Origin of the sequence: Achromobacter sp. PD1 (genome assembly GCF_048541815.1) — a bacterium.
Taxonomy (GTDB): Bacteria; Pseudomonadota; Gammaproteobacteria; order Burkholderiales; family Burkholderiaceae_B; genus Achromobacter; species Achromobacter bronchisepticus_A.
The window spans coordinates 1515660-1542160 of the sequence record NZ_CP183349.1 but is presented as its reverse complement, the minus strand read 5'-3'; the positions used below and the strand labels follow the sequence as shown (position 1 = coordinate 1542160).

Annotated in this window: 29 protein-coding genes; 17 read left to right on the top strand and 12 right to left on the bottom strand. The window is 65.0% G+C overall.

Annotation, left to right across the window (positions count from 1 at the left end):
• Window positions 1-8: 8 nt before the first annotated feature.
• On the bottom strand, window positions 9-1439 hold the full coding sequence (gene hemN / locus ACM1PE_RS07195; protein WP_419342837.1) for an oxygen-independent coproporphyrinogen III oxidase: 1431 nt from the start codon (window positions 1437-1439) through the stop codon (window positions 9-11).
• Window positions 1440-1609: 170 nt separating this feature from the next.
• Between hemN and ACM1PE_RS07190 the strand changes: the two genes are divergently transcribed.
• Window positions 1610-1876, top strand: a complete 267-nt coding sequence (locus ACM1PE_RS07190) for a hypothetical protein (protein WP_059380540.1) — start codon at window positions 1610-1612, stop codon at window positions 1874-1876.
• A gap of 7 nt (window positions 1877-1883) precedes the next feature.
• Here ACM1PE_RS07190 and ACM1PE_RS07185 read toward each other — a convergent pair whose 3' ends face one another.
• Complete coding sequence (locus ACM1PE_RS07185) at window positions 1884-3377, bottom strand: glycosyltransferase family 39 protein (RefSeq protein ID WP_419342835.1); 1494 nt, start codon at window positions 3375-3377, stop codon at window positions 1884-1886.
• 290 nt (window positions 3378-3667) lie between these two features.
• Here ACM1PE_RS07185 and ACM1PE_RS07180 point away from each other — a divergent pair, with 290 nt between their 5' ends.
• From ACM1PE_RS07180 to ACM1PE_RS07145, 8 genes are all read left to right on the top strand, one after another.
• Window positions 3668-4402, top strand: coding sequence for a FadR/GntR family transcriptional regulator (locus tag ACM1PE_RS07180; protein ID WP_419342833.1), 735 nt, complete (start codon window positions 3668-3670; stop codon window positions 4400-4402).
• A gap of 140 nt (window positions 4403-4542) precedes the next feature.
• Window positions 4543-6117, top strand: coding sequence for an ABC transporter substrate-binding protein (locus ACM1PE_RS07175; RefSeq protein WP_419342831.1), 1575 nt, complete (start codon window positions 4543-4545; stop codon window positions 6115-6117).
• A 102-nt stretch (window positions 6118-6219) separates the two neighbouring features.
• The gene (locus ACM1PE_RS07170) at window positions 6220-7227 is read left to right on the top strand and encodes an ABC transporter permease (RefSeq protein WP_118933324.1); all 1008 of its coding nucleotides are present in this window, start codon (window positions 6220-6222) and stop codon (window positions 7225-7227) included.
• Window positions 7224-8063, top strand: a complete 840-nt coding sequence (locus tag ACM1PE_RS07165; RefSeq protein WP_059380519.1) for an ABC transporter permease — start codon at window positions 7224-7226, stop codon at window positions 8061-8063. Before ACM1PE_RS07170 ends, ACM1PE_RS07165 begins: the two co-directional genes overlap by 4 nt.
• Before the next feature lie 9 nt (window positions 8064-8072).
• Window positions 8073-9704: an ABC transporter ATP-binding protein gene (locus tag ACM1PE_RS07160; protein WP_059380518.1), complete on the top strand. Its 1632-nt coding sequence runs from the start codon at window positions 8073-8075 to the stop codon at window positions 9702-9704.
• A gap of 38 nt (window positions 9705-9742) precedes the next feature.
• Window positions 9743-10033 (top strand): cupin domain-containing protein, encoded by a 291-nt coding sequence (locus ACM1PE_RS07155; RefSeq protein WP_059380517.1) that lies wholly within the window; start codon window positions 9743-9745, stop codon window positions 10031-10033.
• Between the two features lie 17 nt (window positions 10034-10050).
• Window positions 10051-11115: a histone deacetylase family protein gene (locus ACM1PE_RS07150; RefSeq protein ID WP_419342828.1), complete on the top strand. Its 1065-nt coding sequence runs from the start codon at window positions 10051-10053 to the stop codon at window positions 11113-11115.
• Window positions 11116-11129: 14 nt separating this feature from the next.
• On the top strand, window positions 11130-12017 hold the full coding sequence (locus tag ACM1PE_RS07145) for a DMT family transporter (protein WP_118933326.1): 888 nt from the start codon (window positions 11130-11132) through the stop codon (window positions 12015-12017).
• A gap of 9 nt (window positions 12018-12026) precedes the next feature.
• On the opposite strand, the gene ACM1PE_RS07140 is transcribed toward ACM1PE_RS07145, so the two are convergent.
• Entirely contained in the window at window positions 12027-13052 is a 1026-nt protein-coding gene (locus ACM1PE_RS07140) for a LacI family DNA-binding transcriptional regulator (protein ID WP_280016729.1), read from the bottom strand.
• Window positions 13053-13184: 132 nt separating this feature from the next.
• On the opposite strand from ACM1PE_RS07140, the gene ACM1PE_RS07135 reads away from it, so the two are divergent.
• Genes ACM1PE_RS07135 through ACM1PE_RS07120 form a run of 4 tightly spaced genes read left to right on the top strand, consistent with a single transcriptional unit; the run spans window position 13185 to window position 17931 of the window.
• Complete coding sequence (locus ACM1PE_RS07135) at window positions 13185-13727, top strand: TRAP transporter small permease (RefSeq protein ID WP_251880891.1); 543 nt, start codon at window positions 13185-13187, stop codon at window positions 13725-13727.
• A 42-nt stretch (window positions 13728-13769) separates the two neighbouring features.
• Entirely contained in the window at window positions 13770-15050 is a 1281-nt protein-coding gene (locus tag ACM1PE_RS07130) for a TRAP transporter large permease (RefSeq protein ID WP_118933329.1), read from the top strand.
• Between the two features lie 23 nt (window positions 15051-15073).
• Window positions 15074-16090, top strand: coding sequence for a TRAP transporter substrate-binding protein (locus ACM1PE_RS07125; protein WP_059380511.1), 1017 nt, complete (start codon window positions 15074-15076; stop codon window positions 16088-16090).
• Window positions 16091-16149: 59 nt separating this feature from the next.
• On the top strand, window positions 16150-17931 hold the full coding sequence (locus ACM1PE_RS07120; RefSeq protein ID WP_419342826.1) for an IlvD/Edd family dehydratase: 1782 nt from the start codon (window positions 16150-16152) through the stop codon (window positions 17929-17931).
• A 9-nt stretch (window positions 17932-17940) separates the two neighbouring features.
• Here ACM1PE_RS07120 and ACM1PE_RS07115 read toward each other — a convergent pair whose 3' ends face one another.
• Window positions 17941-18336, bottom strand: a complete 396-nt coding sequence (locus ACM1PE_RS07115; RefSeq protein ID WP_251880894.1) for a YbaN family protein — start codon at window positions 18334-18336, stop codon at window positions 17941-17943.
• 202 nt (window positions 18337-18538) lie between these two features.
• On the opposite strand from ACM1PE_RS07115, the gene ACM1PE_RS07110 reads away from it, so the two are divergent.
• From ACM1PE_RS07110 to ACM1PE_RS07095, 4 genes are all read left to right on the top strand, one after another.
• Window positions 18539-20035 carry a methyl-accepting chemotaxis protein gene (locus ACM1PE_RS07110; protein WP_223283421.1) on the top strand — a complete coding sequence of 499 codons (1497 nt, stop codon included), beginning with the start codon at window positions 18539-18541 and terminating at the stop codon, window positions 20033-20035.
• Between the two features lie 110 nt (window positions 20036-20145).
• On the top strand, window positions 20146-20784 hold the full coding sequence (locus ACM1PE_RS07105) for a LysE family translocator (protein ID WP_419342825.1): 639 nt from the start codon (window positions 20146-20148) through the stop codon (window positions 20782-20784).
• A gap of 271 nt (window positions 20785-21055) precedes the next feature.
• The gene (locus ACM1PE_RS07100; protein WP_419342824.1) at window positions 21056-21730 is read left to right on the top strand and encodes an SOS response-associated peptidase; all 675 of its coding nucleotides are present in this window, start codon (window positions 21056-21058) and stop codon (window positions 21728-21730) included.
• A gap of 50 nt (window positions 21731-21780) precedes the next feature.
• Complete coding sequence (locus ACM1PE_RS07095) at window positions 21781-21999, top strand: hypothetical protein (RefSeq protein ID WP_419342823.1); 219 nt, start codon at window positions 21781-21783, stop codon at window positions 21997-21999.
• Here ACM1PE_RS07095 and ACM1PE_RS07090 read toward each other — a convergent pair.
• From ACM1PE_RS07090 to ACM1PE_RS07055, 8 genes are read right to left on the bottom strand one after another with little or no spacing between them, the layout of a single operon-like run.
• A complete protein-coding gene (locus ACM1PE_RS07090; protein WP_419342821.1) occupies window positions 21996-22460 on the bottom strand; it encodes a hypothetical protein in 465 nt (154 codons plus the stop codon). The two genes, ACM1PE_RS07095 and ACM1PE_RS07090, sit on opposite strands and share 4 nt — an antisense overlap.
• Entirely contained in the window at window positions 22457-22867 is a 411-nt protein-coding gene (locus ACM1PE_RS07085) for a M15 family metallopeptidase (RefSeq protein WP_419342820.1), read from the bottom strand. Before ACM1PE_RS07085 ends, ACM1PE_RS07090 begins: the two co-directional genes overlap by 4 nt.
• Window positions 22864-23154 carry a holin gene (locus ACM1PE_RS07080; protein WP_419342819.1) on the bottom strand — a complete coding sequence of 97 codons (291 nt, stop codon included), beginning with the start codon at window positions 23152-23154 and terminating at the stop codon, window positions 22864-22866. Before ACM1PE_RS07080 ends, ACM1PE_RS07085 begins: the two co-directional genes overlap by 4 nt.
• A gap of 43 nt (window positions 23155-23197) precedes the next feature.
• Window positions 23198-23617: a tail fiber assembly protein gene (locus ACM1PE_RS07075; protein WP_306633193.1), complete on the bottom strand. Its 420-nt coding sequence runs from the start codon at window positions 23615-23617 to the stop codon at window positions 23198-23200.
• Window positions 23618-23621: 4 nt separating this feature from the next.
• Window positions 23622-24284, bottom strand: a complete 663-nt coding sequence (locus ACM1PE_RS07070; protein ID WP_419342817.1) for a gp53-like domain-containing protein — start codon at window positions 24282-24284, stop codon at window positions 23622-23624.
• 2 nt (window positions 24285-24286) lie between these two features.
• Complete coding sequence (locus tag ACM1PE_RS07065; RefSeq protein ID WP_419342816.1) at window positions 24287-24958, bottom strand: DUF2612 domain-containing protein; 672 nt, start codon at window positions 24956-24958, stop codon at window positions 24287-24289.
• A complete protein-coding gene (locus ACM1PE_RS07060; RefSeq protein WP_419342815.1) occupies window positions 24959-26140 on the bottom strand; it encodes a baseplate J/gp47 family protein in 1182 nt (393 codons plus the stop codon).
• Window positions 26140-26493: a hypothetical protein gene (locus tag ACM1PE_RS07055; RefSeq protein WP_419342814.1), complete on the bottom strand. Its 354-nt coding sequence runs from the start codon at window positions 26491-26493 to the stop codon at window positions 26140-26142. Before ACM1PE_RS07055 ends, ACM1PE_RS07060 begins: the two co-directional genes overlap by 1 nt.
• Window positions 26494-26501 lie beyond the last annotated feature (8 nt).

Genomic DNA, 26501 nt, shown 5'->3' with positions numbered 1-26501 from the left:
GCCGCGGCTCAGATGATCCGCGAGTAACTCGCCGCGGTGCCCGGCGCCTGCAGGTAGCCGTCGAACGCCATGGCGACGGCTCGCACGAAGTACCAGCCCAGGCCGGTCACCCGCAGCTCATCGGGGCGCAGGTTGACCAGGCCCAGCTCGGCCAGATTCGCCATCTGCTGCAGTTCCGGGCCAAAGCTGTCGGCGAACCGCAGTCCGTGGCGCGTCTCGACCCGGCTGTAGTCCACGCGGCCCTGGCACATGATGTCCATGATGATCTCGCGCCGAACCAGATCGTCCGTGCTCAGCGCCAGCCCTCTTTCGACGGCGAAGCGCCCCGCTTCGATCGCTGCGTAATACTCGTCCAGGACCTTGGCGTTCTGGCTGTAGGTATTGCCAATGCGGCCGATCGCGGACACGCCCAGCGCGACCAGGTCGCGGTCGGGCTGCGTGCTGTAGCCCTGGAAATTGCGGTGCAGTTCCCCCTTGCGCTTGGCGATCGCCAGCGCATCGGTTTCCAGCGCGAAATGGTCCATGCCGATGTAGGCATAGCCCTGCTTCAGGAAACCGTCGATGGCGGCGCTCAGCAGCCCCACCCGCGTCTCCCTGTCGGGCAGGTCGGCCTCGTTGATGCGGCGCTGCGGCTTGAAGCGCGCGGGCAGATGAGCGTAGGCATACAACGCGATACGGTCGGGTCGCAACGCAATGACCTGCGCGATGGTGCGGGCAAAGGATTCCGTGGTCTGCAGCGGCAGGCCATAGATCAGATCCATGTTGACCGAGGCATAGCCCAAGGCCCGGGCGCTCAGCATCAGCGCCCGCACGTCTTCGAACGACTGCATGCGATGCACCGCCGCCTGCACCCGAGGATCGAAATCCTGCACGCCGAAACTCAGGCGGTTAAAGCCCAGTTCGCGCATATGGGCCAGGCGCTCGGGCGTGGCGGTGCGCGGATCGACCTCTATCGAGATTTCCGCGTCGGGCTCGAAGCGGAAGGCGCGGCGCAGGTTTGCCATCAGGCGCGACAGTTCCTCGTCGGACAGGAAGGTCGGCGTGCCGCCCCCGAAATGCAACTGCGATACGGGCACACCCTCGCCCAGCTCGCGCACATGCAGCTCGATCTCCGCCGCCAGTGCGTCCAGATAGCGGGCGGCGCGGTCGTGGTGGCGGGTCACCACCTTGTTACAGGCGCAGTAATAACAGACCGACTCACAGAACGGAATGTGCACGTAGAGCGACAAAGGCTCAGCCGGCGCCGCCGCGCGGCGCTGCTGCAGCGCCAGCCGGTACTCCTGCTCGCCGAAACCGCCGTGATACCGGTCGGCCGTGGGATACGAGGTATAGCGGGGTCCGTTCTTGTCCAGCCGCGCCAGAAGTTGGGGCGGGAACAATGGGCTGGCGGCGGAGGGCTCGCGGGATTCTGTCTGTGACGGGCGTAGGGCGGCTTGCATACCTGGAATTATTCGCCTGCGCCGGCCAGTCCGGGTTGATCTTGCGCAAATGCCGGCGTCTTGCTGACCCGCCTCCTATCCGCCAGCCCCCCTAGGGACTCCCTGCGACGCTTGCGGCCTCGTCCCCGTAAAATGCGCCTGTCAAAAAGATGCACAACAAGGAAACCATCATGGGCACTGAACTGGACGGCCGCCTGCTCGCCATGCGCCAGGCGCTGGCGATCGCCATCGCCCTCTCGACCCGCAGCAGCCCCCAGGCCACCGACATGGCGCTGGAGCTGCTCAATGACCTGAAGGCAAGCATGGACAACACCCCTTCGGACAGCCCGTTCGAGAAACCGGAATGGGTGGCGGGCGCACACGATGAACTGGACGGCATCGCGCGGCTGGTGCGCGCCTTCACGCAGACGCCCGAACCGGACGACGAGGCGCAGTAGTCTGCCCCTAGGGGCCACGCGCGCCAGGCGCCGCGCCGCAAAGCCGGGAGGCCGGCGTCACGCGCCAGTGCAGGCCCGGAAAATCCTGGCCGACTGCGACGAACCCCGCTCCGAGCGTTCTCGGTTCCAGCTCCAGTTCCAACGCGCCGCAAGCCTCGGCCACCTCCTTCGGCACCCAGGGACTGAAACGGAGCTGTCCATCTATCAGCACCAGCGGCTGTTCGGGCAGCCTCAGGGCCAGCGCGCCGGCTTCGGCGGGCGGGCCCGATATCACCGTGACGGGTCCGCCCAGCGCGGCCTTGGCGGGTTCATGCAAGGCCCGGGCCAGCGCCCGGGAATCGAAATAGCGCCAGTCCGACGCCTTGCGCACAAGCCCCGCCCCGCCCGGGGACGTCAGCCCGACCCGGACCATCAACAGCGCCTGGACCAAAGCGAACACCAGTACGGCATCGCGCGGCCGCACGCGCTCCCAGACGCCGCCACGCGCCAGCTCCATCATCGCGGGCGCCACGAATAGCAGATAGGGCGTGCCCCAGTGCAGTTGCACATGGGAACCGCTGGCAAGCGTCATGACGCTGACGAACACCAGTGGCGTAAAGCCGAACGACAGCAGGATGGCGCGGCCAGCATCGCGCGGCAGCGCCTCCGTCCTCACAGCGGCCACGGTTGAGCGGCGGCGGGCCAGCCACCACAAGACGCCCAGGAACACCCACGCAGGCAGCGCGCGGTTCAGCATCTGATCGCCCCACCACCGCGCCACTTCCGCCACGCGGTGGGCCCAAGGCAGGCCAGCGGCCAGCGATGAGTTCATTGCGTAGTTCAGGGGCTCGAAACCGTTGTAGGCCAGCCAGCAGAGATGCGGCGCGAAGACCGCCAGCGCGGTCAGCGCCGCCACCTGCAGCCCGAACCGGTGCATGGAATCGCGCCAGCCGCGCTGGCTCAGCCAAAAGACCAGCACGGCGGCGCCCGCCACCGCGCTCTGGTATTTGGATAGCGCGCCCAGACCCAGGCTGGCGCCCAGCACGATCCACCACCCGATCCGGCGCGTGGTCCAGGCTTTCCAGCACGCGACGGCACAGCCCACCGCCAGGGGAATCAGTACGATCTCGTGGTTGTAGAAATGCAGGCGGCCGTTGTAGAAGGTGATGCACAGGCCGGCCAACAACGCCGCCCGCGCATGGCCGCTGCCGCGCATGCGCCGCAGCCAGCGCCACAACAACGCGAAAGCGCCCAGGGTGCAGAGCGCGCCGGCGATGTAGCTGGTCCACGCCGACCAACCCAGCAATTGCACCGCTGGCCACAGCAACCAGGTCGGTAGCGGCGGATGCTTGTAATAGCCCCATTCCAGGCTGCGTACCCAGGTCAGTTGCTCGATGTTGTCGGTGGGCGGCACCAAGGTCGCCCTGTCCAGCAGCGTCAACCACGCCAGCGCATACACCGCCATGCCCGCGCCGATCCACCAGCCCTCGGGCTGGAACGCCCGCTTCGTCACTTCCCGCACTTCCTACCCCTTCCTGCCGGCGCAGCGCACTGCCTTGCTTCACGCCCGTTATCGGGCGCAACGGAGTATGGGATGGCGCGGGTTCGCAACAGCGCTGTTTCTGTGCGGATTTGTCTGGAAACTGTAAAGCGCGCCAGGCATTCCTAACTGGCCTGACCACCTTAAAGAAAGAGGTGGAATCCCTGTGATCGTTTTCCCTTGAATTGGAAAATTTCCCTTCATATTCAAGGATCAGATGCCTATATTTGGTGGCCTGACCACTTGGCTCCAAGTTCCCGCCCCCACCGTCGATGAACACCTTCCAAGCTGCCACCGTCACCCGCCTGTACCGCGTCATCGCCGACCAGATCGCCGGCCGGATCCGGGCCGGAGAATTCCCTCGCGGCGGGCGCCTGCCTTCCGAGCGGGAGCTGGCCGAACAACTGCAGGTCAGCCGCGCGTCGATCCGCGAGGCTTTGATCGCGTTGGAAATTGAAGGCTATGTCGAAGTGCGCGTAGGCACCGGAGTATTCGTCACCGCCTCCCGGGAAGCCTCCGCTCCCGCCACGTACGCCACGCCGGGACAGGACGGCATCGGCCCGTTCGACCTGCTCGAAGCGCGCATGCTGATCGAACCCGAGTGCGCCGGCATGGCCGCGCAGCATGGATCGCCCGCCCAGATTGCCGCCATCCGCGACGCCCACGAGGGCATGTCGCTGGGCAACTCGCCCGGCCGCCACGACCGCGAATTCCACAACGCCATTGCCGCGGCTTGCGGCAACGCCGCGGTAGCGGCCTCGGTCGCCCATCTGTGGGACTTGACGCAGACCAGCCCCGTGTACAGCCGCATGGAGGATTACTTCGTCGATACCAAGGTCTGGGCCATCGCCCATGCCGAGCACCAGCGCATCCTGACGGCCATCCAGGCGCGCGACCCGATCCGCGCGCGGCACGCCATGCATGCGCATCTGCTGGGCATCCTGGCGCGCCTGCGGGAAGACTTTGGCGACGAGAACGGCGCTCCGCAATGGTGCGCGGCGCGCTGAAGAGCACCTGTACGAAGCATTGTTGTAGCGGCTCCACCCGTAGTACCCCTGAAAACACAGGTGGCATGAGGTTTGCTTGCCAGTGCACGGCATCCGCGACGCGGACACCTGTCAGACCCTTTCCAGCCCGGAGGCTCGCAGTGAAATCGAAGAAATGGTTCTCCCTAAGCATCGGCGCACTGGTCCTCGCGGCCGCGCTGCCCGCCACGCAAGCGCTGGCGCAGACCAAGGGCGGCACGCTGAACATGATCGTCCAGCCCGAACCGCCGGTGATCGTCACCGCCATCAATCAGCAGGGTCCCACGCAATTCGTCGCCGGCAAGATCTACGAGAGCCTGCTGACCTACTCCACCGACCTGAAGCCCCAGCCCGGCCTCGCCAAGTCCTGGGACGCCTCGGCCGACGGCCTGTCCTACACCTTTCACCTGCAGGACAACGTCAAGTGGCATGACGGCAAGCCCTTCACCTCCGAGGACGTGGTCTTCTCGCTGGCGGACATGCTGCCCAAGACTCACGCGCGCGCCCGCGTGATCCTGAACAAGTTCGTGGAATCGGTGCAGGCTCCAGACGCAAAGACGGTGGTCGTCAAGCTGAAGACGCCCTTCCCCGCCTTCATGCTGATGTTCGAGCCGGGCTTTGCGCCCATGATGCCCAAGCACATCTATGCAGGCACCGACTACATGACCAACCCGGCCAACCAGAAGCCGGTCGGCACGGGTCCGTTCATGTTCAAGGAATGGAAGCGCGGCGAATACATCAAGCTGACCCGCAACCCCGACTACTGGAAGCCCGGCAAGCCGTATCTGGATGAACTGGTGTTCAACGTCATCCCCGACTCGGCCTCGCGCGCGGTGGCTTTCGAGCGCGGCAGCGTGGACGTGCTGCGCGGCGGCGACGTGGACAACGTCGACATCAAGCGCCTGCGCGCCCTGCCCAAGGTCGAGTACACGACGGCTGGCTGGGAGATGTTCTCGCCCCAGGCCTACCTGATCTTCAATATGCGCAAGCCGCCCTTCGACAACCTGAAGGTGCGCCAGGCGGTGATGGCGGCCATCAACCGCAACATGGTGGTCAACAACATTTTCTTCGGCCTGGGCAAAGTGTCCACCAGCCCCTTCGTCACCACCGAGATGTTCTACGACAAGAACATGCCGCTGCTGGCGTTCGACATGAAGAAGGCGCGCGCGCTGATCAAGGAATCCGGCATCAAGCCCGAGGACTACACGATCCGCCAACTGAGCTTCCCCTACGGCTCCACCTGGGACCGCCTGGGCGAATACACCAAGCAGGCGCTGGAGCAATTGGGCTTCAAGGTCAACCTGGAAGCCACCGACGCCGGCGGCTGGGCCAGCCGCACCGGCAACTGGGACTTCGACATGACGACCACCTTCACCTACCAGTACGGCGACCCCGCGCTGGGCGTGCAGCGGCTCTATATCTCGTCGAACATCGTCAAGGGGTCGCCCTTCGCCAACGTGCAGGGCTACAGCAACCCGGAGACCGACAAGCAATGGGAGGCGGCCGCGTCCGAAGTTGACCCCGCCAAGCGCCAGGAGCTCTACACCAAGCTGCAGACGACGCTGGTCAACGAGATCGCCAACGGGTTCCTGGTGGACATGGAGTTCCCCACGCTATACCGCGGCAACGTGAAGAATCTGGTCAAGACCGCCATCGGCCTGAACGAGAGCTTCGACGACGTGTACATCGAGAAGTAAGCGCCGCAGGACGCCGCCGCGGCAGGCCTGCCGCGGCGGCGGATGCCGGCCGGACTACGGCTGCCCCAGGCAGGCCGCGCCCGACCAGAGAGGACCCCGAGCATGAAATTCCTGTCTTTCCTTGTTTCCCGCATCGGCAAGGCCCTGGTGGTCGTGCTGGGCGTGGTGATCATCAATTTCTTCCTGATCCGCCTGGCTCCCGGCGACCCCGCCGCCGTGCTGGCAGGCCAGGCCGGCGCGGGCGACGCCGCCTACGTCGAACAATTGCGCGTCGCGTTCGGCCTGGACAAGCCCATCCTGACCCAGCTGATGCTGTACCTGAAGGGCGTGGTGCAGCTGGACCTGGGCTTCTCGTACCGCAACCATGTGCCGGTGCTGGACCTGATCCTGGAACGGCTGCCGGCCACCTTCCTGCTGATGTCCTGCGCCTTCGTGTTTTCCATCGTGCTGGGCGTCTTCCTGGGCGTGGTGGCGGCCAAGGCCCGCTACCGCAACAAGCGCCGCTGGATCGACAGCTCCGTCATGACGGGCGCCCTGGTGCTGTATGCCACGCCGCTGTTCTGGTTGTCGCTGATGGGCATTCTGCTGTTCTCGGTGGTGCTGGGCTGGCTGCCGGCCTTCGGCATGGAGACCGTGGGCGCCAACCTGAAGGGTTGGGCGCGCGCAGCCGACATTGCCCAGCACCTGATCCTGCCCACCGTGACGCTGGGCTGCTTCTTCATGGCGGTCTACGTGCGGCTGACCCGCGCCTCCATGCTGGAAGTGATAGGCATGGATTTCGTGAAGACGGCGCGCGCCAAGGGCGTAAGTCCCGGCCGCGTGATCCGCGCCCACGTGCTGCGCAATGCGCTGCTGCCTGTCATTACCTTCGCCGGCATCCAGTTGGGGCAGATGGCGGGCGGCGCGGTATTGACCGAAACCGTGTTCGCATGGCCCGGCATAGGCAGGCTGATGTTCGACGCGCTGCTGCAGCGCGACTACCAGCTGCTGCTGGGCATCTTCCTGGTCACCTCCATCATGGTGGTGGTGTTCAACCTGCTGACCGACGTGCTGTACCGACTCATCGATCCGCGCATCGGCGCGGGCGCGCAGCAAGGAGCCGCCGCATGAAGTCATTTGCCCGGCGCTACATGCGCAATTACGGAGCGGTGGCCGGACTGGCCATCATGCTGGTCGTGATCGTCGTGGCCCTGGCCGCGCCGCTGCTGTATGAAGAATCCCCCTGGATGATGGTGGCCGACCCGCTGATTCCGCCCTTCACCAATGCCGACTACCCCTTCGGCACCGACATGCTGGGCCGCGACATCACGGCCGGGCTGGTCTGGGGCGCCCGGGTCTCGTTGATGGTGGGTCTCTTGTCCACCGCCGTGGCGCTGGTGTTCGGCATCGTGGTGGGCTCGGTGGCGGGTTACTGCGGCGGCCGGGTGGACGACGCGCTGATGCGCTTCACGGAGTTCTTCCAGACCATCCCGCAGCTGGCCATGGCCGTGGTGCTGGTGGCGATCCTGAGCCCGTCCGTCTACTCCATCATGGGCGCCATCGCGGTCGTCTCCTGGCCGCCGGCTGCGCGGCTGGTGCGCTCCGAATTCATGACGCTCAAGCAGCGCGAGTTCGTGCAGGCCGCCATCGTCATCGGGCAGACGCCGGCCCGCATCGTCGGCACCCAGATCCTGCCCAACGCCATGTCGCCCATCATCGTGTCGGCGTCCTTCATGGTCGCCACCGCGATCCTGACGGAATCCTCGCTGTCCTTCCTGGGTTTGGGCGACCGCAACCTGATGAGCTGGGGCTTCATGATCGGCGCGGCCCGCACCATGATCCGCGAAGCCTGGTGGATGAGCGTCTGGCCCGGCGTCGCGATCCTGCTGACGGTGCTGGCCATCAACCTGATCGGCGAAGGCCTGAACGACGCCCTCAACCCGCAGCTGCGCAAGCGCGGCGAATAGGAGGACGGCATGAACGCATCCCCCCCTCTGCTCTCCATCCAGAACCTGAGCATCGCCCTGCCCAAGGGCGGCGACCGCCCCTATGCGGTCCAGGACGTGTCCTACGACATCCGCGCCGGCGAAATCCTCTGCATCGTCGGCGAATCGGGCTCGGGCAAGTCCATGAGCGCCAACGCCATCATGGGCCTGCTGCCCGACTACCTGACGCCGCAGCAGGGCCGCATCCTGTTCCGCGGCCAGGACCTGCTGCGGCAGGACGAAGCCACGCTGCAAGCCATGCGCGGCAAGGACATGGCGATGATCTTCCAGGAGCCCCTGTCGGCGCTCAACCCGCTGATGACGGTAGGCGAGCAGATCAGCGAAGTCATGCGCGTGCACAACGCCTATCCGGGCGCGCAGCGCATGGCACGCACGCTGGAGCTGCTGGCCTTCGTGGGCCTGCCCGACCCCGCCACGCTCTACCACGTCTATCCGTTCCGGCTGTCGGGCGGCCAGCGCCAGCGCGTGATGATCGCCATGGCCTTGGCGCTGGAGCCCGCGCTCCTGATCGCCGATGAACCCACCACCGCGCTGGACGTCACCACCCAGGCGCAGATCCTGGCGTTGATCGCCCGCATCCAGAAAGAGAAAGGCATGGGCGTGATGTTCGTCACCCATGACTTCGGCGTGGTGGCCGAAATCGCCCACCGGGTCGCCGTCATGGAAAAAGGCATCCTGGTCGAACAGGGGCCGGCCGAGGAGGTACTGAACCGCCCCCGCCACCCCTACACGCAACGCCTGATCGCGGCCGTGCCGCATCGCCGCGGCGCCGAGCGCGAGTCCGCCGCGCACGACCAGCCCGTGCTGGACGTGCGGGACTTGAAGAAGACCTACGTGGTAGGCCGCGGCTGGCTGGGCGGCAAGCGCGAGGTGCATGCGGTGGACGGCGTCAGCTTCAGCGTGCGGCGCGGCGAGACGCTGGGCATCGTGGGCGAATCGGGCTCCGGCAAGTCCACCATCGGCAAATGCCTGCTCAAGCTGGTGGGCATCAACGGCGGCCAGCTGATCTTCAACGGCCAGGACATTGCGGCCATGCCGGAATCGCGCTTCCGGCCGTTGCGCCACGATATCCAGATGATCTTCCAGGATCCGTTCGCCTCGCTCAACCCGCGCCATACCGTGGGCCGCATCATCAGCGACGGTCCCGTCGCCAACGGCGTGCCGCGCGCGCAGGCCGAGGCGCGGGTGCGCGAGCTGCTGTCGCTGGTCGGGCTGGACCCGTCCGCCTTCGACCGCTATCCCAACCAGTTTTCGGGCGGACAGCGCCAGCGCATCGGCATCGCACGCGCGCTGGCGCTGGAGCCCAAGGTGCTGGTGGCCGACGAATCAGTGTCGGCGCTGGACGTCTCGGTTCAGGCGCAGGTGCTGCAGCTATTGCACGATTTGCAGCAACGCCTGAAGATTGCGCTGGTCTTCATTACCCACGATTTGCGCGTGGCGGCCCAGATCTGCAATTCCGTTCTGGTCATGCATCGCGGCAAGGTGGTCGAGTACGGCTCGCCCGCGCAGATCTTCGACAACCCGCAACACGCCTATACACGGCAGCTGATCGCCGCGGTCCCCGGCCAGCATTGGGACCCGACCAAGGCGCAAGCGGCCTGAAGCGCACAAGAATATTCATACCCCCAAGGAGAAGCTCCATGCAACGCCCCGCCGCCATACCGACCGTGCAGATCGACAATGACATGGTCACCGTCACCGAATGGCGCTTCCCGCCCGGCGGCGAAACGGGATGGCACCGCCATGGCATGAACTACGTGGTGGTCCCGCAGACCACCGGCCCGCTCTTGCTGGACACGCCCGACGGCGAAATCACCAGCCAGCTCACCGCCGGCGTGGCCTACTACCGGCCCGTGGGTGTAGAGCACAACGTGATCAATCCCAGCGACACGGAATTCGTGTTCGTCGAAATCGAACTCAAGCACGCATAACGCCAGCGAGGGCAGCCATGAAGGCGTTTTTCTCGGAAGAGCAGCTGCTGCATACGCCGCAGCAATTCATGCGGCTTGGGCGCATCAGCGCGCCCACCGATCTGCCGGCGCGGGCGGAAAGCCTGCAAGGCGCGCTGGCCACGCGCGGCATCCGCGTTCAAGCGCCGGCGGACTACGGCCGCAAGCCGCTGCAGGACATCCATAGCCCGGACTACCTGGACTATCTGGAAACGGCCTATGCGCGCTGGCAGGCCTTGCGCTCGCCTGCCATGGACCCAGGCCCCGAGGTGCTGCCCAATCTTTCGCCTTACTACAACGGCCGCGTCGAGCTGGCTGGCCGCGGCCCCTGCCCGTCGCCCTCCATCGTGGCGCAGACCGGCTACTACCTGAGCGACCTGTCCTGCCCCATCGGGCCGCAGACCTGGCGCTCGGCGCTGCGCTCCACGCACAGCGCGGTGGCGGCCGCCGACCACGTCGCCAGCACCGGGGGCATGGCCTACGCCTTGTGCCGGCCCTCCGGCCACCATGCCCACCGCGATCGCGCGGGCGGCTTCTGTTACCTGAACAGCAGCGCGGCCGCGGCCAGCCGGCTGCTTCAGACCTGGTCCAAGGTGGCCGTGCTGGATGTGGACGCGCACCATGGCGACGGCACGCAGAACATCTTCTATCAGCGCGGCGACGTCATGACGGTATCCCTGCACGCCGACCCCGCCGCCTACTACCCCTTCTATACCGGCTATACGCATGAGCGCGGCTACGGCGCGGGCGAAGGCTGCAACCTGAACCTGCCGCTGCCGCACGGTTCTGGCAACGACGCCTTCCTGCGCGCGCTGGACACGGCGCTCGCCGCCCTGGACGGCTACGCGCCGCAGGCGCTGGTGCTGGCCCTGGGCTTCGACACCTACAAGGACGATCCCATCAGCGTGCTCAAGCTCGACATCGATGCCTACCGCGACATCGGCGCGCGCGTCGCCAGCCTGGGGCTGCCCACCGTGATCGTGCAGGAAGGCGGCTACATGGTCGAGGCCATCGGCCCCGCGCTGGACGCGTTCCTGCAGGGCGCGGGCCTGGCGGCAGCCTGAGCCCGTCCGCCGACATGAGCTCCGTTCCCATTGCGTTACCCTCGCCGGCCGCCGCGCGCCAGACCGGCATCCTGCTGTTCTTTGCCGCGCTGGTGGCCTTCGCCACCTTCGATGCAGGGTCCAAGCACATGCTGGCCCGCTACCCCGCGCCCTTCCTGAACATCATGCGCTATTCGGCGGTGGCCGTGCTGGCGCTGGCGCTGCTGTGGCGGCACCGCGGCGGTCCGCGCCTGCGCGATGCGCCCGAAAAACCGCTGTTGATCCTGCGAGGCCTGCTGCTGGCCACGGTGGGTACCTGCTTCATGACGGCGCTGATCTGGATGCCGCTGTCGGAAGCCACGGCCATCTACTTCACCTCGCCCCTGATCATGGTGGCGCTGTCGCCCTGGCTGCTGGGCGAGCGGGTGCGACCCGCCCAGTGGATGGCGGTGGCGGCGGGCTTTGGCGGCATGCTGCTGATCGTGCGGCCAGGCGCCAACCTGCCGTGGCTGGGCACGCTGCTGATGGCGGTGTCCGCGGTCAGTTACGCGGTGTTCCAGGTGCTGACGCGCAAGCTCTCCGGCAAGGTGCCCGGACCGGTCCAGTATGCCTACACGGCCTTCATCTGCCTTGTCGTCACGGGGCTGCCGGCGCCATTCTTCCTGCCTGACCCGTGGCCGGATCTCGCCGATATGCTTTTCATCGTCGGCTTGGGCGCCTGCAGTGGATTGGCGCAGATCTTCCTGATATCCGCCTTCCAGCGCGTGGCGGCGGCGACGTTGGCGCCCCTGAACTACTTCCAGCTGCTGCTGGCGGTACTGTTCAGCACCTTCTGGTTCCAGCGTCCGCCCGATGGGCTGGCCTTGGCCGGCATGGCGCTGATCATCGCCTCCGGCGTGTTCCTGGCGCTGCGCCGGGGCTGAGGATTGCGTTCAGCTGGTCTCGCGCTGGACCAGTTTGAAGCCCAGGTCCACATGGCGCTCGGCGACGGCTTCGCCCGCCAGATGGCGCATCAACAGGTTCGCGGCCGATACGCCGATCTGGTAGCGCGGCGTGGCGATGGTCGACAGCGGCGGCGTGGTCCAGGCCGTGCCCGCCACGTCGTGGAAGCCGACGATGGCCATGCGTTCCGGCACCGGCACGCCCAGCCTTCCACACTGGAACACCGCGCCCTGGGCCAGGTCGTCGTTGCAGAAGAACAGCGCGTCGCAGTCGGGATGGCGCGTGCGCAGCGCTTCCAGCAGCGAGGCTCCCAGGCCGATGGATGATTTCTCCGGCGTCATGATTTCCAGAGCCGGGTCATACAGGCCCGCATCCCGCAGCGCCTGGCGGCAGCCTTCGCAGCGGCGCAGCGACCGCGGATCCAGCTGCGCGCCGACGATGCCGATACGGCGGTAGCCCCGCTCCACCAGATGGCGGCCGGCGGCATAGCCGGAATCGAACTGCGAAAAGCCCACGCTCATGTGCTCGCCGCCGTCCAGCGTCTCGATCGTGTGCACGGTGGGAATGCGCTGCGTGTCCAGCAGGTCCCATACGCCCGGGTTGTGGTCGATGCCGGTCAGGATCAGGCCGTCGGGCGCGTGCTGCAGATACTTGCGCAGCAGAGCCTCCTCTTCGTCCGGCGCATAGCCGGTCACGCCGATCAGCATGTGGTAGCCGTGCCGGTCCAGTTCTTCCTTGATCCCCGCGATGATGTCGACGAACACCACGTTGCTCAGCGACGGAATCAGCGCCACGATGGTCTGCGAACGCGCCGACGCCAGCGCGCTGGCCGCATGGTTGGGCACGTAACCCAGTTCCTGGCACACCCGCGCGATGCGCAGCCGCAATTCCTCCGCCACCTTGTCCGGCGTGCGCAACGCCCGCGATACCGTGATCGCGCTCACGCCCACGTGGCGCGCGACATCCTGCATGGTGACGCGGCCGGCGCGTGAACTGCGGGGTTTACGGATGGACATCGGTCCTCGGCATCGGTTGTTGAGCGCGTAGTCTGACGTAAAAAACTGGGGCTTGCCAAACGCAAAATGTTAGCGCTAACATTTCGCACAGCATAACCCTAAAAAATTCCGGGAAACGGATAGGAGACAAGCATGCAAGCTTCCCCCCCGGGGCGGCCTGGCGGCACGCCGCTGGCCCGCGCCGCCAATTGGTGCTTCGCGCTGCAGACCTGGCTGATGGTGGCCTGTCTGGCCGTCATGGTGGTGCTGCTGTTCGGCAACGTCGCGCTGCGCTACCTGTTCAATTCCGGCATCAACGTCTCCGACGAGATCTCCCGGCTGGCCTTCGTCTGGATGATCTTCCTGGGTTCGGTGATAGCGCTGCGCTCGCATCAACACATCGGCGTCACCATGCTGGTGGAACGCTTCGGCCCCGCCGCCCGCCGCGCTACGCACGTGTTCTGCCAGTTGCTGACGCTGTGGGTGCTGTGGCTGATGGCCGAGGGCAGCTGGACCCAGACCGTCATCGGCCTGGACACGGTGCTGCCTGTGACCGGCATGTCGCTGGCGGTGTTCAACGCCGCGGCGCTCTATGCGGCTGCCGCCATGGGCATCCTGACCTTGATCGATCTGGTGCGCGTCCTTGCGGGCGGGCCCTTGCCGGCGGAATCCAGCCCCGAAGACCCGCTGGTCTGACGGCTCCGCCTCCAACTTTCCCACCCCGCCCGGACGCCCGCAATGATCCTGACCGTCTTCCTGCTCGTGCTGCTGGGGCTGATTGCCCTCGGCATGCCTATCGCCTTCGCGCTGCTGCTCAGCGCGATCGCCATGATGTTCCAGCTGGACTTTTTCGATACCCAGATCCTGGCGCAGAACATGCTGTCTGGCGCCAACAGCTTCACCCTCATGGCGGTGCCGCTGTTCATGCTGGCCGGCGAACTGATGAACGCCGGCGGCATTTCGCGCCGCATCGTCAATCTGGCCAGCACCTTCGTGGGCCACATCCAGGGCGGCCTGGGCTATGTCGCCATCTTCGCCAGCGTGCTGCTGGCCGCGCTGTCCGGCTCGGCCGTGGCCGACGCCGCGGCGCTGGGCTCGCTGCTCATCCCCATGCTGCGCGAAAGAGGCTACGACGCGGGCCAGGCCTCGGGGCTGATCGCGGCCGGCGGCATCATCGCGCCGATCATTCCGCCCTCGATCTCGTTCATCATCTTCGGCGTCGCCACCAACGTGTCGATCACCAAGCTGTTCTTCGCCGGCATCGCGCCCGGGCTGATGATGGGCCTGACCCTGGTTGCGGTCTGGACCTGGGTGGCGCGCAAGCACGGCAGCATCAAGCCCTCGCCGCGCGAGCCGTGGAGCAAGCGCTGGAAGGCGCTGCGCGAATCGCTGTGGGCCCTGATGTTGCCCGTCATCATCATCGGCGGCCTGCGCGGCGGCATCTTCACGCCGACCGAGGCAGCCGTCGTCGCCGCGGTCTACGCGTTGCTGGTGAGCCTGTTCGTCTACCGGGAAATCAGCGTGCGCGACCTGGCGCCGCTCTTCATCAACGCCGCCAGTACCACCGCCATCGTCATGTTCCTGGTGGCCGCCGCCATGGTCTCGTCCTACATGATCACCCTGGCCGACATGCCGCAGGACCTGATCGCGCTGCTGGAACCCGTACTGGACCAGCCCAAGCTGCTGATGTTCGCCCTGCTGGTGCTGCTGACGCTGGTAGGCACGGTGATGGACCTGACGCCCACCATCCTGATCCTGGCGCCGGTGCTGATGCCGGTGGTCACCAAGGCCGGGATCGACCCCGTCTATTTCGGCGTGATGTTCGTCATGGTGGGTTGCGTGGGCCTGCTGACGCCGCCGGTGGGCACCGTACTCAACGTGGTCTGCGGCGTCGCCCGCATCAATATGGAAACCATCTGCAGGGGCGTGTGGCGCTACGTCGTCGCCTACACGCTGCTGCTGGTCCTGCTGGTGATCTTCCCCGAGCTGATCACCGTCCCCGCACGCTGGATGCATTAGAAAAACCCCCAAGGAGGAGCACCATGATCACCCGTTTCAAGACCCGCATGCTTGTCCTGGCGACGGCGCTGTCCTGCGCTATCGCCGGCGTCGCGTCCGCCGCCGACGTCAAACCGCGCCTGATCCGTTTCGGCTACGGCCTGAACGAGGAAAGCGTCCAGGGACGCGCCGCGCGCCACCTGGCGCAGGAACTGGAAAAAATCAGCGGCGGCAAGCTCAAGATGAAGACCTTCGGCTCGGCCAACCTGGGCTCGGACGAACAGATGCAAAGCGCGCTGGTGGGCGGCGTACAGGAAATGATGGTGGGATCCACCGCGCCCCTGGCCGGCATGGTCAAGGAGTTCGGCGTGTTCGACCTGCCCTTCCTCTTCAACAGCGAAAAGGAAGCGGACGCCGTGCTGGACGGCCCGATGGGTCAGGACATGCTGAAGAAGCTGGAAGCCAAGGGCATCGTCGGCCTGGTCTATTGGGAAAACGGCTTTCGCAACATGACCAATTCCAAGCGCCCCATCGCGCGCGCGGAAGACCTGCAAGGCATCAAGCTGCGCGTGATGCAGAACCAGATCGCGCTGGGCGTCTTCAACACGCTGGGCGCCAACGCCGTGCCCATGCCGTTCTCCGAACTGTTCACCGCGCTGGAAACCCGCACCGTGGACGGCCAGGAAAACCCCATTACCACCATCCAGAGCAGCAAGTTCTACGAGGTGCAGCCCTATCTGACCATTACCCGCCACGTCTACACGCCCTGGGTGGTACTGGCGTCCAAGAAATGGTGGGACACCCTGTCGCCGGAAGAACAGAAGCTGATCCGCCAGGCCGCCGCGTCCTCGCGCGACTTTGAACGCCAGGACAGCCGCGCCGATTCGCAGAAGGCCATGACCACGCTGGAGAAGGCTGGCATGAAGATCAACACGGTCTCGCCCGAAGAGATCGCGCGCATGCGCCAGAAGGTGCAGCCGGTGGTCGACAAGTACACGCAGGACCTCGGCCCCGAGCTGGTCAAGCAGCTCAACGACGAAATCCAGAAGGCGCGCAACTAGGCCTTTTGCGGCCCGGACGCGCGCCGGGCTGCCACGCAACCGCTGTAAACGAGAATCCCATGTCCCAGACTCCCCGCAAGCTGCGCAGCCAGAAGTGGTTCGATGATCCGGCGCACGCCGACATGACGGCCATCTATGTCGAGCGCTATCTCAACTACGGCCTGACGCGCCAGGAACTGCAATCGGGGCGGCCGATCATCGGCATCGCCCAGACCGGCAGCGACCTGGCGCCCTGCAACCGGCATCACCTGGCGCTGGCCGAGCGCATCAAGGCCGGCATCCGCGACGCAGGCGGCATCCCCATGGAGTTTCCCGTGCACCCGCTGGCCGAACAGGGCCGGCGCCCCACCGCCGCGCTGGACCGCAACCTGGCCTACCTCGGCCTGGTCGAGATCCTGCACGGCTATCCGCTGGACGGCGTGGTCCTGACGACCGGTTGCGACAAGACCACGCCCGCCTGCCTCATGGCCGCGACCACCGTCGACATTCCCGCCATCGTGCTGTCCGGCGGACCGATGCTGGACGGCTGGCACGACGGCCAGCGCGTCGGCTCCGGCACCGTCATCTGGCATGCGCGCAACCTGATGGCCGCGGGCAAGCTGGACTACGAAGGCTTCATGACGCTGGCCACGGCGTCGTCGCCATCCATCGGCCACTGCAACACCATGGGCACGGCGCTGTCGATGAACTCGCTGGCCGAAGCGTTGGGCATGTCGCTGCCCACCTGCGCCAGCATTCCCGCGCCCTACCGCGAACGCGGCCAGATGGCCTACGCCACCGGGCTGCGCATCTGCGACATGGTGCGCGAGGACTTGCGCCCGTCTCATATCCTGACGCGCCAGGCTTTCGAGAACGCCATCGTCGTGGCCTCGGCGCTGGGCGCCTCCAGCAACTGCCCGCCGCATCTCATCGCCATCGCCCGCCACACTGGCATAGACCTGAGCCTGGACGACTGGCAGCGCTTGGGCGAAGACGTGCCGCTGCTGGTCAACTGCGTGCCTGCGGGCGAGCATCTGGGCGAGGGCTTTCACCGCGCGGGCGGCGTCCCGGCGGTGTTGCATGAACTGGCGGCGGCCGGCCGCCTGCATACCGATTGCGGCACCGTGTCCGGCAAGACCATCGGCGAAATCGCGGCCACGGCCAAGACCAACAATGCCGATGTCATCCGCAGCTGCGACGCGCCGCTCAAGCACCGCGCGGGATTCATCGTCCTGTCCGGCAATTTCTTCGACAGCGCGATCATCAAGATGTCGGTCGTGGGTGAAGCCTTCCGCCGCGCCTACCTGTCGGAGCCCGGTTCGGAGAACGCCTTCGAAGCGCGTGCCATCGTCTTCGAAGGCCCGGAGGACTACCACGCGCGCATCGAAGACCCTGCCCTGAACATCGACGAGCATTGCATCCTGGTGATTCGCGGCGCCGGCACCGTGGGCTACCCGGGCAGCGCCGAAGTGGTCAACATGGCGCCGCCCTCGCATCTGCTCAAGCGCGGCATAGACTCGCTGCCCTGCCTGGGCGACGGCCGCCAGAGCGGCACCTCGGCCAGCCCGTCCATTCTGAACATGTCTCCGGAGGCTGCGGTGGGCGGAGGCCTGGCGCTATTGCGCACGGGCGACCGCATCCGTGTCGACCTGAACCAGCGTTCGGTCACCGCGCTGGTGGACGAAACCGAAATGGAACGCCGCAAGCTGGAACCGCCGTACCAGGCGCCGGCTTCGCAGACGCCCTGGCAAGAACTCTACCGGCAATTGGTCGGTCAGCTTTCGACCGGCGGCTGCCTGGAGCCTGCGACGCTGTACCTGAAAGTGGTGGAAACGCGGGGCGATCCCCGCCATTCGCACTGACGCTGGCAGCTATTGGGGGGCCTGGCCGCTGCCGGCTTGCGGCCCTTGCGGAGCCGGCCGCGTAACGACGTAGGCCGCGCTGGCCAGGAAAAACACGGCGACGGCGGCGGCCAGCATCCACGACGGATGCGCGCCCCACCAGAACAGCACGTAGCCCACGGCCATGCCCAGGCAGGCGTAGGTCTTGCCCTTGCGCGATACGGCGCCCTGGTCCCGCCAGGCGCGCAGCGCGGGACCGTAGGTCGGGCTATCCAGCAGCCACTTCTCCAGCCGCGGCGAAGAGCGCGAAAAGCAGGCGACTGCCAGGATCAGGAATATGGTCGTCGGCATGACGGGCAGAAACGCGCCGATCACACCCAATGCCAGCATCAGGCAACCCAGGCAGAGCCACAGTACTCTCATCATGATGGGCAGCAGGATATCCCAGGTTTTCCAGTCGCTTCAAACGCGCTGCGCAAGTCGGCGGCGGCGCTCCAACGCCCCGGCCCGGTCGGTGGCGTATTTGGGACAAATATGAATAAATTGGAATATATATTCACAAATTGGAATTATTGAATAAAAATCGTACGTGCGCGGGGTTCCGCGCTTTCCGTCGCGAGGAAATGCCATGCGCAACGCAAGCGATTTGCTGGAAGACTCGTACCGCCGGACCGACCGGGCGATGTTGCCCCTGCTCTGGCTGCTGTTCGCCGTCGGATTGTGCATGGCCCCGCAGTACGGGCGTTGGGGCGCCGCCATCGCAGTCGGCCTGGCCGGCGCAGGCATTCCCTCGCTGCTGATACTCTGGCGACCCGGCCGGCTGAGCACGCGTTTGACCGTCGCCTGTGGCCTGATGGTGCTGGCCGCGCTCCATATCCATTTGATGTCCGGCATGGCCGAGATTCATTTCGGCATCTTCGTGTTGCTGTCGCTGCTCCTGGCCTATCGCGACTGGCGCACGATCCTGTGCGCGGCAGTGGTCATCGCGCTGCACCACCTGTCGTTCAATTTCCTGCAACAGTGGGGCTACGGGACGATCTGCTTCACGGAACCCAGCCTGCCCATGGTGCTTCTGCATGCGGTCTACGTGGTGGTGCAGGCCGCCGCGCTGGGCTGGCTGGCCTGGAAAATGGAGCGGGCCGCGGTAGCAGCCGAGGAACTGGCCCGGCTCAGCGCGCATATAGGCCGCGAGGCCGGCATGTTCGACTTGCGCTTCGGCGGCTTGAGCATGGATAGCCGCCTGGGGCAAAGCTTCAAAGCCACGATGGATGCCGTGCACCGGACCATGAGCGGGGTCCGGACCACCGCAACCGCCCTCTCGGCAGCGTCGCGCGACATCATGCAGGACAACCAGCAACTGGAGGAACGCACCCGCACCCAGGCCGATTCGCTGCAGCGCACCGTGACATCCATGCGCGACCTGGCGGCGAACGTCCACGACAACGCCACCAATGCGCAGCATGCCCGTGAACTGAGCGACGAAGCCCGGCGCATCGTCGACACCGGCAGCACGGCTGTCGCCGGCGTCGCGGCCGTGATGGGAGAAATCCAGCAAGAGGCCAAGAAGATTTCCGAGATTACCGGCTTGATCGACAGCATCGCCTTCCAGACCAACATCCTCGCCTTGAACGCGGCGGTGGAAGCGGCCCGCGCCGGCGAAAGCGGACGCGGCTTCGCCGTCGTGGCCACCGAGGTGCGCGCGCTGGCGCAACGCAGCGCCAGCGCCGCGCGCGAAATCCGCGGCCTGATCGACGGTTCGCTGACCAAGACCGGCGACGGGTTCCGCCAGGCCGACCATGCCGCCCACGTGATCCGCGAAGTCGTGGCCAGTATCGAGCGCGTAGCCGGCATCGTCAGCCAGATCGGCGACGCGGGACGCGCGCAGGCCACTGACATCGACGAAGTCAACCAGGCGGTGACCCAGATGGACGAGCTGACCCGGCAGAATGCGGCCCGGGTCGCGCAAGCCGCGGACGCCTCTACCGCCTTGCAAACACAGGCGGCCGAACTGTTGCAAGCCGTGGGCGTGTTTCGCCTGCGGGATGAGCCGTCGCCGCCAATACAGGCAGCGCCGCGGGTGACGCATCAGGGGCTCGCCGCGTCGGCGGCGCTGGCAGGCGGCTGATACAAAAACTGCAAGACGTCTGCCAGCGGCAGGCACTGCGCTGTCCTTTGCAGGGTCCGGCTTTCGTGGAAGAATCAAAGCCTCCCGCGGCTTCAGCCTCCCAAACGATCATGACTCCTCTCGCATCCATACTCGCGATTCTCGGTGCACTGTGGCTCGGAGCCATGTTGCCCGGGCCGAGTTTCATCATCGTCGCGCGCAAGGCCATCGGCCAGTCCCGCTGGGACGGCCTGGCCTCGGCCTTCGGCATGGGCGCAGGCGGCATGCTGTTCGCCGGCCTGGCGCTGGCGGGCCTGTATTCTCTGCTGCAAAGCGTGGAATGGCTTTATGTCACGCTGAAAATCGCAGGCGGCGCCTATTTGCTTTACATCGCTGGCCGGATCTGGCGTAGCGCCAAGCAACCTTTCGCCTTGCCCGGTGGCGGCGCCGCGACCTCTCGCAATGGACGGAGTTCCTTCTGGATCGGACTGACGACTCAGTTAAGCAATCCCAAAACTGCGATCTGGTATGGAAGCATTTTCGCCGCGTTGCTGCCCCAGCACCCGCCAGCATGGATTTACTTCGCGCTGCCGCCGCTGGTATTCCTGGTCGAGTTCGGCTGGTATGCCATCGTGGCGCTTTGCTTTTCGACCAAAGGCCCGCGAGAAGTTTATTTGCGCGCGAAGAAATGGATAGATAGAGGTGCTGCGGGCGTCATTTCCGCGCTGGGGTTGCGCCTTATCCTGAACGCGCCCAAGAATGGGCTGTAATCTGAAGACGCGTTAATCATTGCACCAGGCCTTCGATTCCCCGCATTTGGGAGTTGAAAACAAAAAAGCCGCCAGATCATGGATCTAGCGGCTTTCTTTTTGCCGTGCTTGACAGCACTTTGCAGGAATTTGGTAGGCGGTATTGGAATCAGAAGCGCCGCGCAAGCCTTTGATTTGTAAGGGACGTAGCGAGCACGCCACATCCCCTTACCCTCATTCCTACCCTTATTCATCTATGCTTGGGTGCCACCGGATTGTGTAAGGGTACCCCATGTGCAGCCACTACACCGCGCTCAAGAAGCAGGAACAGATGGAGAAGTACTTCCGGGCGCGCGGCATCCCGCTGCCGCCCAAGTCGGATATGTGGCCGCGCTACCAGGGCCCGTTCGTGCGCCGACCGCCGGAGCATGACGCGGGCGATGAGGCCGTGCCGGAGCGCGAGGCGGTGGTGGGCCGCTGGGGGCTGATCAGCGCCATGACCAAGGCGGATGGCCTGGACAAGGCCGGCAAGCTGTCCACCTTCAACGCACGCAGCGAGACCGCGGCCAAGTCGTTCACCTTCGGCAACGCCTGGCGCCGGGCCCAGCACTGCATCATCCCGGCTGAGGCCATCTTCGAGCCCGACTGGAGATCCGGCGCCGCAGTGGCTACCCGCTTCACCCGCGCCGACGGCGCGCCGCTGGGCATCGCCGGCCTGTGGGATCGCTACCGAGACGCCGCCGGCCAGTGGCAGGAGAGCTACACCATGCTCACCATCAACGCCGACCAGGATCCGCTCTTCAAGGACTACCACCAGGCCGGCAAGGAAAAGCGCATGGTCGTCATCCTGCCAGAGGGTGCCTACCAGGACTGGCTCACGGCGCCGGCCGCGGATACCCGGGATTTCCTGGTCCCCTACCCGGCCGACCGGCTGGTCGCAGAGCCTATGGGAAAGCCCGAAAGCTGACCCCGATTCCAGCGGGAATATACTGTACAACCATACAGTATTTTCCTGCCATGGACAACAACGGAATTCTCGAGCAAGTGCCCGGCCCATTCGTGTCCCAGGCCAAACAGGCGCTCCCACAGGTGGGGACAGCGGAAGACCGCGACTATGACGCCGTGGTGGATGCCGGGCACGTCGGCCGCGTCCGCATCTTCTTCCGCAAGCAGAAGGCCAAGCGCGGAAAGTTCAGCCACTGGTTCTGGGTGGCGGTTCGGGCAGAGCGCGCTTAGGGCGCGACGCCCAGGCCGCGGATGTAGCCCTGCAGACCGTTTACCTGGTCTGCCCATCGAGCAGCATCTTTTCCCAGCTGCTCATATCGTCCGACACACGACCCAATAATTCCGATCCAGTCGGGGCCGGTTGCATCAGGTCCGCCGCCGGCGCCGGTAGTCTCGGCGCGCCGCTTGGCAAGCTGGCGGAGCAGCCCGTCAATCCGGCCACGCTGAGCGGCAACAGTTTTTTCAGCAGCTTCTCGCGCCAGGACGGCGCCGCGGTGTTTGGCATCAGCACGGTCTCTTTCCTCCTGCCAGGCGCGCTCGATGGCAGCCTGGCGCTTCTCGATTTCTGCCTGGCGTGCGTCACCGCCCGCCTGGTACTGGCTGGCTCCATACCAGCGCACGCCCAGGACCGCGACCACCACTAGGGCCGCCCCAATCAGGTATGGCGCCGCGGCGCGCAGCAGCGGGTTCATGCCTGCCCCTTCCAGTCGCGCGGAATCTGGAAGTGCGGGCCGTCCTTGAACGACTTCCAGTCGCCGCCCCACTCCACCGGGACGCCTAGCTCTGCGGCGCATGCCTTGACCACCGAGGCTAGGTCGGCAAACGCTTGCCAGTCGTTCCAGGGAATCCCACCGCCCACCAGCGGCGCCAGATCAACGGCGTGACCCAGGCCGTCGGCCTGCGGTAAGTGGTAGCTGGCCATGGTCTTGCTGGCTCCGCGGGCGACATACTCGCGCTGCTGCTCGACAGTGCGCACGCCCTCTACGACCGTGAAGTCGACAGCTGTTCGCTGGATCGCCAGCTTCACGACGGCGACCAGGTCGGGATGCACGCCGATCAGCCGCATCAGGCTGCGCTGCGATAGCTGAAATTGGCTCATTTCGAATCACCTCCCAACTTGAACGAGATGAGTCGGCGCGCCGCCAACTCCAAGACCTGCTCACCCAGAATTCCAAGACCTGCGCCCGCTCCGATCACGACGGCCTGAGGCGCGTCCGGGAATGGGATGTAGATCAGCGCCGCCACCGTGCCCAGGGTACTGCCCAAAATCGTCCGCCCCAGCACAACCCGCCACGACAGCTTCTCCTGACTGGTCAGCGCCCGTCCCACGGCGATCAGGGCGCCCATACCCGCCAACCAGGCGATCGTCTTTTCAAAATCGTTCATCGCGTCCCCTATAGACGAAAAAAAGCCCGCCGAAGCGGGCGGGTTATGCGGCCTGGTCGGGTCGCTCCGGCCATACAAAGTCACTCGGGTATCCCGGTTGCTGCTCAATGCGATTGAGAGCGACGCGATAGCGTTTCCACGCAAGCAGCTTGGCGTCCTCTTCCTCCGTAGCCACGCCAAGATCAACCGCGTCCTGCAGCGGAGCAATGCGGGTGGCCGCGTCCCTCAGCAAGCGGTCGCGCTTAATCAAAGCCGCCGTCGCCAATTGCTCAGCCGTGGGCGGCGGCGGATCGGCCAGAATCGGATGGCCGTCCTCACCGGCAACGATCATCTTGCCTTGCGATTGCCCTCCCATAAGGGATGCGTAAAGCTCATCGCTTATTTCTGCGGCATCCTCCGGGATCGCATCGCCGTGAATTTCACGGGTATAGAAACCACCAGTGCTTTGAGAAAAAAAGTACATAGTCTTATCGCCCTATTGCGAGATAACGAACGCTGACCTGGCCAGCCACTGAAGATTGGACGCCGCCCACGAAAACGGAAGTCGTGCAATTCACGACCGAGGGCTCGTCAACCAAGGTAGCCGACATATCGACATCGGTGGATATCGTGCCAGCGGTAGCCAGGATCCCCAATACCTCGGTTGGGAACGATATGGGGTAAGTCCACGGCGCAAAACCGTTAATGTTGCTAAGGACCTTTGACCATTGCAGTATCAAGCCGCCAGGAAGCTTCTGATAACCAGGGGAAGTCAACGATTGATTGGTGCCGGCGAATGCATCCGCCAGCTTCTTCGGCGTCATCAGGACCGTGTCGTCGGTCATGGCTTGGGCCTGGGCGGTAGTGGCGACCTGACCTTGCATTTGGGCCTTGAGGGCCGCAACAAACTTGGCTAGAAGGCCGGGGAGATTCCCGTCATCCAGCACATCAACCGCCGCCGTATCAGCGATGAACTGACCAATCATCGCCGCTACAAATGCCGACTGTCGGAGCGGTGTATTCACCTCTTTGGACTTCGCCACTCCAGAAAGAAATCCAGAGGCACGCGCGACAAGCGCGCTGTATTCTGCCGGGGTCAAAACGTTTGCGCCGGCGCTCGCGCCAAACTGCAAGATCTGATTGGTGGCCATTGCTACTCCTGTAGTTGGATGAGATCACCCCAGACCCCGATATCGAAGCCTGCGATGTACTGATTTCCCACGTCAAAGCCAAATAAAGGCCCTTCCACATCCGGGACGATGTAATAGTTCACGCGTACACCCTCAGGCTTGATAGGGATGTAGCCGCCGACCAAGAGCGCAAGGAACACCGCTGAAGGACGAACTCCAGCGACACCTATGTCGATCGACATATCTCCGTTGTCTTGGATGAAGACGTGCGTACTGTCGCCAAAGATCAGCTTCAAGATCGCCGCGGACCCATCCAGAGTGCCATCCCAGTGGTTGGCGCCAATCTTTGCCCTTATAAGCAAGCGATACGTGTCATCGTCAAGGGTCGTGACACCTGAATCTGGATCGAACGGTCCTTTCCACACGCCTTCATCAAAGCCTAGGCCGGAGACGTCAAGCGAGAAGTACACGCCCTCAAGTGGAGTTCTGACATGCCGAGAAACGCCGACCCAAAGGCCTATCGCATCCAGTTGGACCCCTACAGCCAGGTCAAGGTCATACCCCGGGATGAAGCCTGCAAAGACAGCCTGGGCATCGACGAACGACTGCGACACTGCGCCGACCATCGCGGAGAACTTCGGCTTGTCACGATGTAAAGCAGTGATCAATCCAAGGTACTTTTCGTTGTCGGCCATCTAGATCACCATCAGCGTGACAGCCGCAGGCGTCATGTCTGCGGCCGCGTTGAATGCAAGGGGCACGTCTGGCGCTCCAGCCCCTCCGGGCCCCGACAGCGCCAGCGAGACCAGCTTGTAGACGACACCGCCGCCGATTGAATTTGCTGCGGTAATGGCATCGCCCCACTCGACAGAACCACCCAGCCCTCCACCGATCTCCACCGCATTCACGTAGTCAGCGATGGCTTGCTTGATCTGATCGCCAATCATCGTTGTGTAGCCCGTCAACGCCCTGATGGTCAGCGCCGCGGTGATGGGAGCGGCCACCGGCCGGAAGAAGCGGATCGGATGCGCAATTCCGTAGATGTCGGTGACGATCTCGGTAGTGGTCCCATAGGTGCCAGTTCCCGGCGTTTTCTTGGCTGCGATAGCACTGGCGATGGCCATCGCATCCCCTCCATCCACTACCAGGCTGATGCAGTGACCAGGGATGCCGTTGGCGTCAGTAGTATTGGTGTCGTTCTCGTAGGCTCGATAGCGCGCCACGCCTGCAATAGATGCCACCGCACCCACCGTCCCTTCCAGCACCGTGCGAGACGGCAGCGCAACGGAAACAGCCTGACGCACGCGCAATGCGGCGTCGCTCTCGACTGGCGCACCCAGCGTGGCCGCAGCCGGGTTGGTCACCGACTGCCAGCCCCGTGTGGGGGTTCCGATCTGAGTAATCGTCCCTGCCGGTGCCGCGAGGGCTCCCTGCACAGTGTTGGTTGCCGTCACGGTCACCTCGCCAGCGGGCGGGATAATCACCGTTGCAGGAAGCGCCCATTGCTGCTGGTTCGCGTCCTTGGCTATGCCGTTCTGGATCGTCGTGCCTGCCTGGCCAACAATCCGCAGATCGACCGTCGACGCGCTCGCGGAGGCCCGGCTGATGCCGTTGATCTTGACGTTGCTGGATAGCGCCGCGCCGATACCCTTGGCCGGCGAGAAGGAGTTGTACACCTGGACGGCTGCAGTATTCGTGTCGTTGATCGCCGCGGCGATGATGGCCAGAAACTGGCCGTCCTGGCTGTCGGCCTCCAGATACGTGTCGGCGCCATAGATCGCCCGGAACTGGGTCTGCAGGAAAGATAGGACTTCCGCATAGGTAGGCGCGTGGATGCCGGTGGCATCTACCGTCGGCGCCGTCGTGGTGATGGCCATCAAATCCTCGCTTGTACCGTGGTCTGTCCGTAGACCGTCTTGATAGTCGCCGCTACGGCTACGTGTCTTGCCTCTGTATCGAGGTCACTGCTGTAAGCCAGCAGCTCTGTTACCCCCGGTGTGCCGAGGATCCGCTGGCGGATAGCCGCGTCATAGGTCGAGCGCGTGTTCTTGCCCAGGATCTCCTGCATCCAGGGAGTTCCGTCTGTCGTGTCCAAGAACCATTCCCCCCGGAACAGCATCAGCCTCGTCTCGACTGCCTGAGCCACCGCCATCGGCGTATCCCGGAAATAGTCGAGCTGCTGCCCGCCGAACGAGTAATCCCCGTTAGCGTCTAGTTTTCGGTACCGCATGGAATCTC

Bases quoted from the DNA above. Each gene is read 5' to 3' on its own strand.
- hemN (WP_419342837.1), bottom strand. From the start codon at position 1,439: ATGCAAGCCGCCCTACGCCCGTCACAGACAGAATCCCGCGAGCCCTCC.
- ACM1PE_RS07190 (WP_059380540.1), top strand. From the start codon at position 1,610: ATGGGCACTGAACTGGACGGCCGCCTGCTCGCCATGCGCCAGGCGCTG.
- ACM1PE_RS07180 (WP_419342833.1), top strand. From the start codon at position 3,668: ATGAACACCTTCCAAGCTGCCACCGTCACCCGCCTGTACCGCGTCATC.
- ACM1PE_RS07170 (WP_118933324.1), top strand. From the start codon at position 6,220: ATGAAATTCCTGTCTTTCCTTGTTTCCCGCATCGGCAAGGCCCTGGTG.
- ACM1PE_RS07165 (WP_059380519.1), top strand. From the start codon at position 7,224: ATGAAGTCATTTGCCCGGCGCTACATGCGCAATTACGGAGCGGTGGCC.
- ACM1PE_RS07160 (WP_059380518.1), top strand. From the start codon at position 8,073: ATGAACGCATCCCCCCCTCTGCTCTCCATCCAGAACCTGAGCATCGCC.
- ACM1PE_RS07155 (WP_059380517.1), top strand. From the start codon at position 9,743: ATGCAACGCCCCGCCGCCATACCGACCGTGCAGATCGACAATGACATG.
- ACM1PE_RS07150 (WP_419342828.1), top strand. From the start codon at position 10,051: ATGAAGGCGTTTTTCTCGGAAGAGCAGCTGCTGCATACGCCGCAGCAA.
- ACM1PE_RS07145 (WP_118933326.1), top strand. From the start codon at position 11,130: ATGAGCTCCGTTCCCATTGCGTTACCCTCGCCGGCCGCCGCGCGCCAG.
- ACM1PE_RS07140 (WP_280016729.1), bottom strand. From the start codon at position 13,052: ATGTCCATCCGTAAACCCCGCAGTTCACGCGCCGGCCGCGTCACCATG.
- ACM1PE_RS07135 (WP_251880891.1), top strand. From the start codon at position 13,185: ATGCAAGCTTCCCCCCCGGGGCGGCCTGGCGGCACGCCGCTGGCCCGC.
- ACM1PE_RS07130 (WP_118933329.1), top strand. From the start codon at position 13,770: ATGATCCTGACCGTCTTCCTGCTCGTGCTGCTGGGGCTGATTGCCCTC.
- ACM1PE_RS07125 (WP_059380511.1), top strand. From the start codon at position 15,074: ATGATCACCCGTTTCAAGACCCGCATGCTTGTCCTGGCGACGGCGCTG.
- ACM1PE_RS07120 (WP_419342826.1), top strand. From the start codon at position 16,150: ATGTCCCAGACTCCCCGCAAGCTGCGCAGCCAGAAGTGGTTCGATGAT.
- ACM1PE_RS07115 (WP_251880894.1), bottom strand. From the start codon at position 18,336: ATGATGAGAGTACTGTGGCTCTGCCTGGGTTGCCTGATGCTGGCATTG.
- ACM1PE_RS07110 (WP_223283421.1), top strand. From the start codon at position 18,539: ATGCGCAACGCAAGCGATTTGCTGGAAGACTCGTACCGCCGGACCGAC.
- ACM1PE_RS07105 (WP_419342825.1), top strand. From the start codon at position 20,146: ATGACTCCTCTCGCATCCATACTCGCGATTCTCGGTGCACTGTGGCTC.
- ACM1PE_RS07100 (WP_419342824.1), top strand. From the start codon at position 21,056: ATGTGCAGCCACTACACCGCGCTCAAGAAGCAGGAACAGATGGAGAAG.
- ACM1PE_RS07095 (WP_419342823.1), top strand. From the start codon at position 21,781: ATGGACAACAACGGAATTCTCGAGCAAGTGCCCGGCCCATTCGTGTCC.
- ACM1PE_RS07090 (WP_419342821.1), bottom strand. From the start codon at position 22,460: ATGAACCCGCTGCTGCGCGCCGCGGCGCCATACCTGATTGGGGCGGCC.
- ACM1PE_RS07085 (WP_419342820.1), bottom strand. From the start codon at position 22,867: ATGAGCCAATTTCAGCTATCGCAGCGCAGCCTGATGCGGCTGATCGGC.
- ACM1PE_RS07080 (WP_419342819.1), bottom strand. From the start codon at position 23,154: ATGAACGATTTTGAAAAGACGATCGCCTGGTTGGCGGGTATGGGCGCC.
- ACM1PE_RS07075 (WP_306633193.1), bottom strand. From the start codon at position 23,617: ATGTACTTTTTTTCTCAAAGCACTGGTGGTTTCTATACCCGTGAAATT.
- ACM1PE_RS07070 (WP_419342817.1), bottom strand. From the start codon at position 24,284: ATGGCCACCAATCAGATCTTGCAGTTTGGCGCGAGCGCCGGCGCAAAC.
- ACM1PE_RS07065 (WP_419342816.1), bottom strand. From the start codon at position 24,958: ATGGCCGACAACGAAAAGTACCTTGGATTGATCACTGCTTTACATCGT.
- ACM1PE_RS07060 (WP_419342815.1), bottom strand. From the start codon at position 26,140: ATGGCCATCACCACGACGGCGCCGACGGTAGATGCCACCGGCATCCAC.
- ACM1PE_RS07055 (WP_419342814.1), bottom strand. From the start codon at position 26,493: ATGCGGTACCGAAAACTAGACGCTAACGGGGATTACTCGTTCGGCGGG.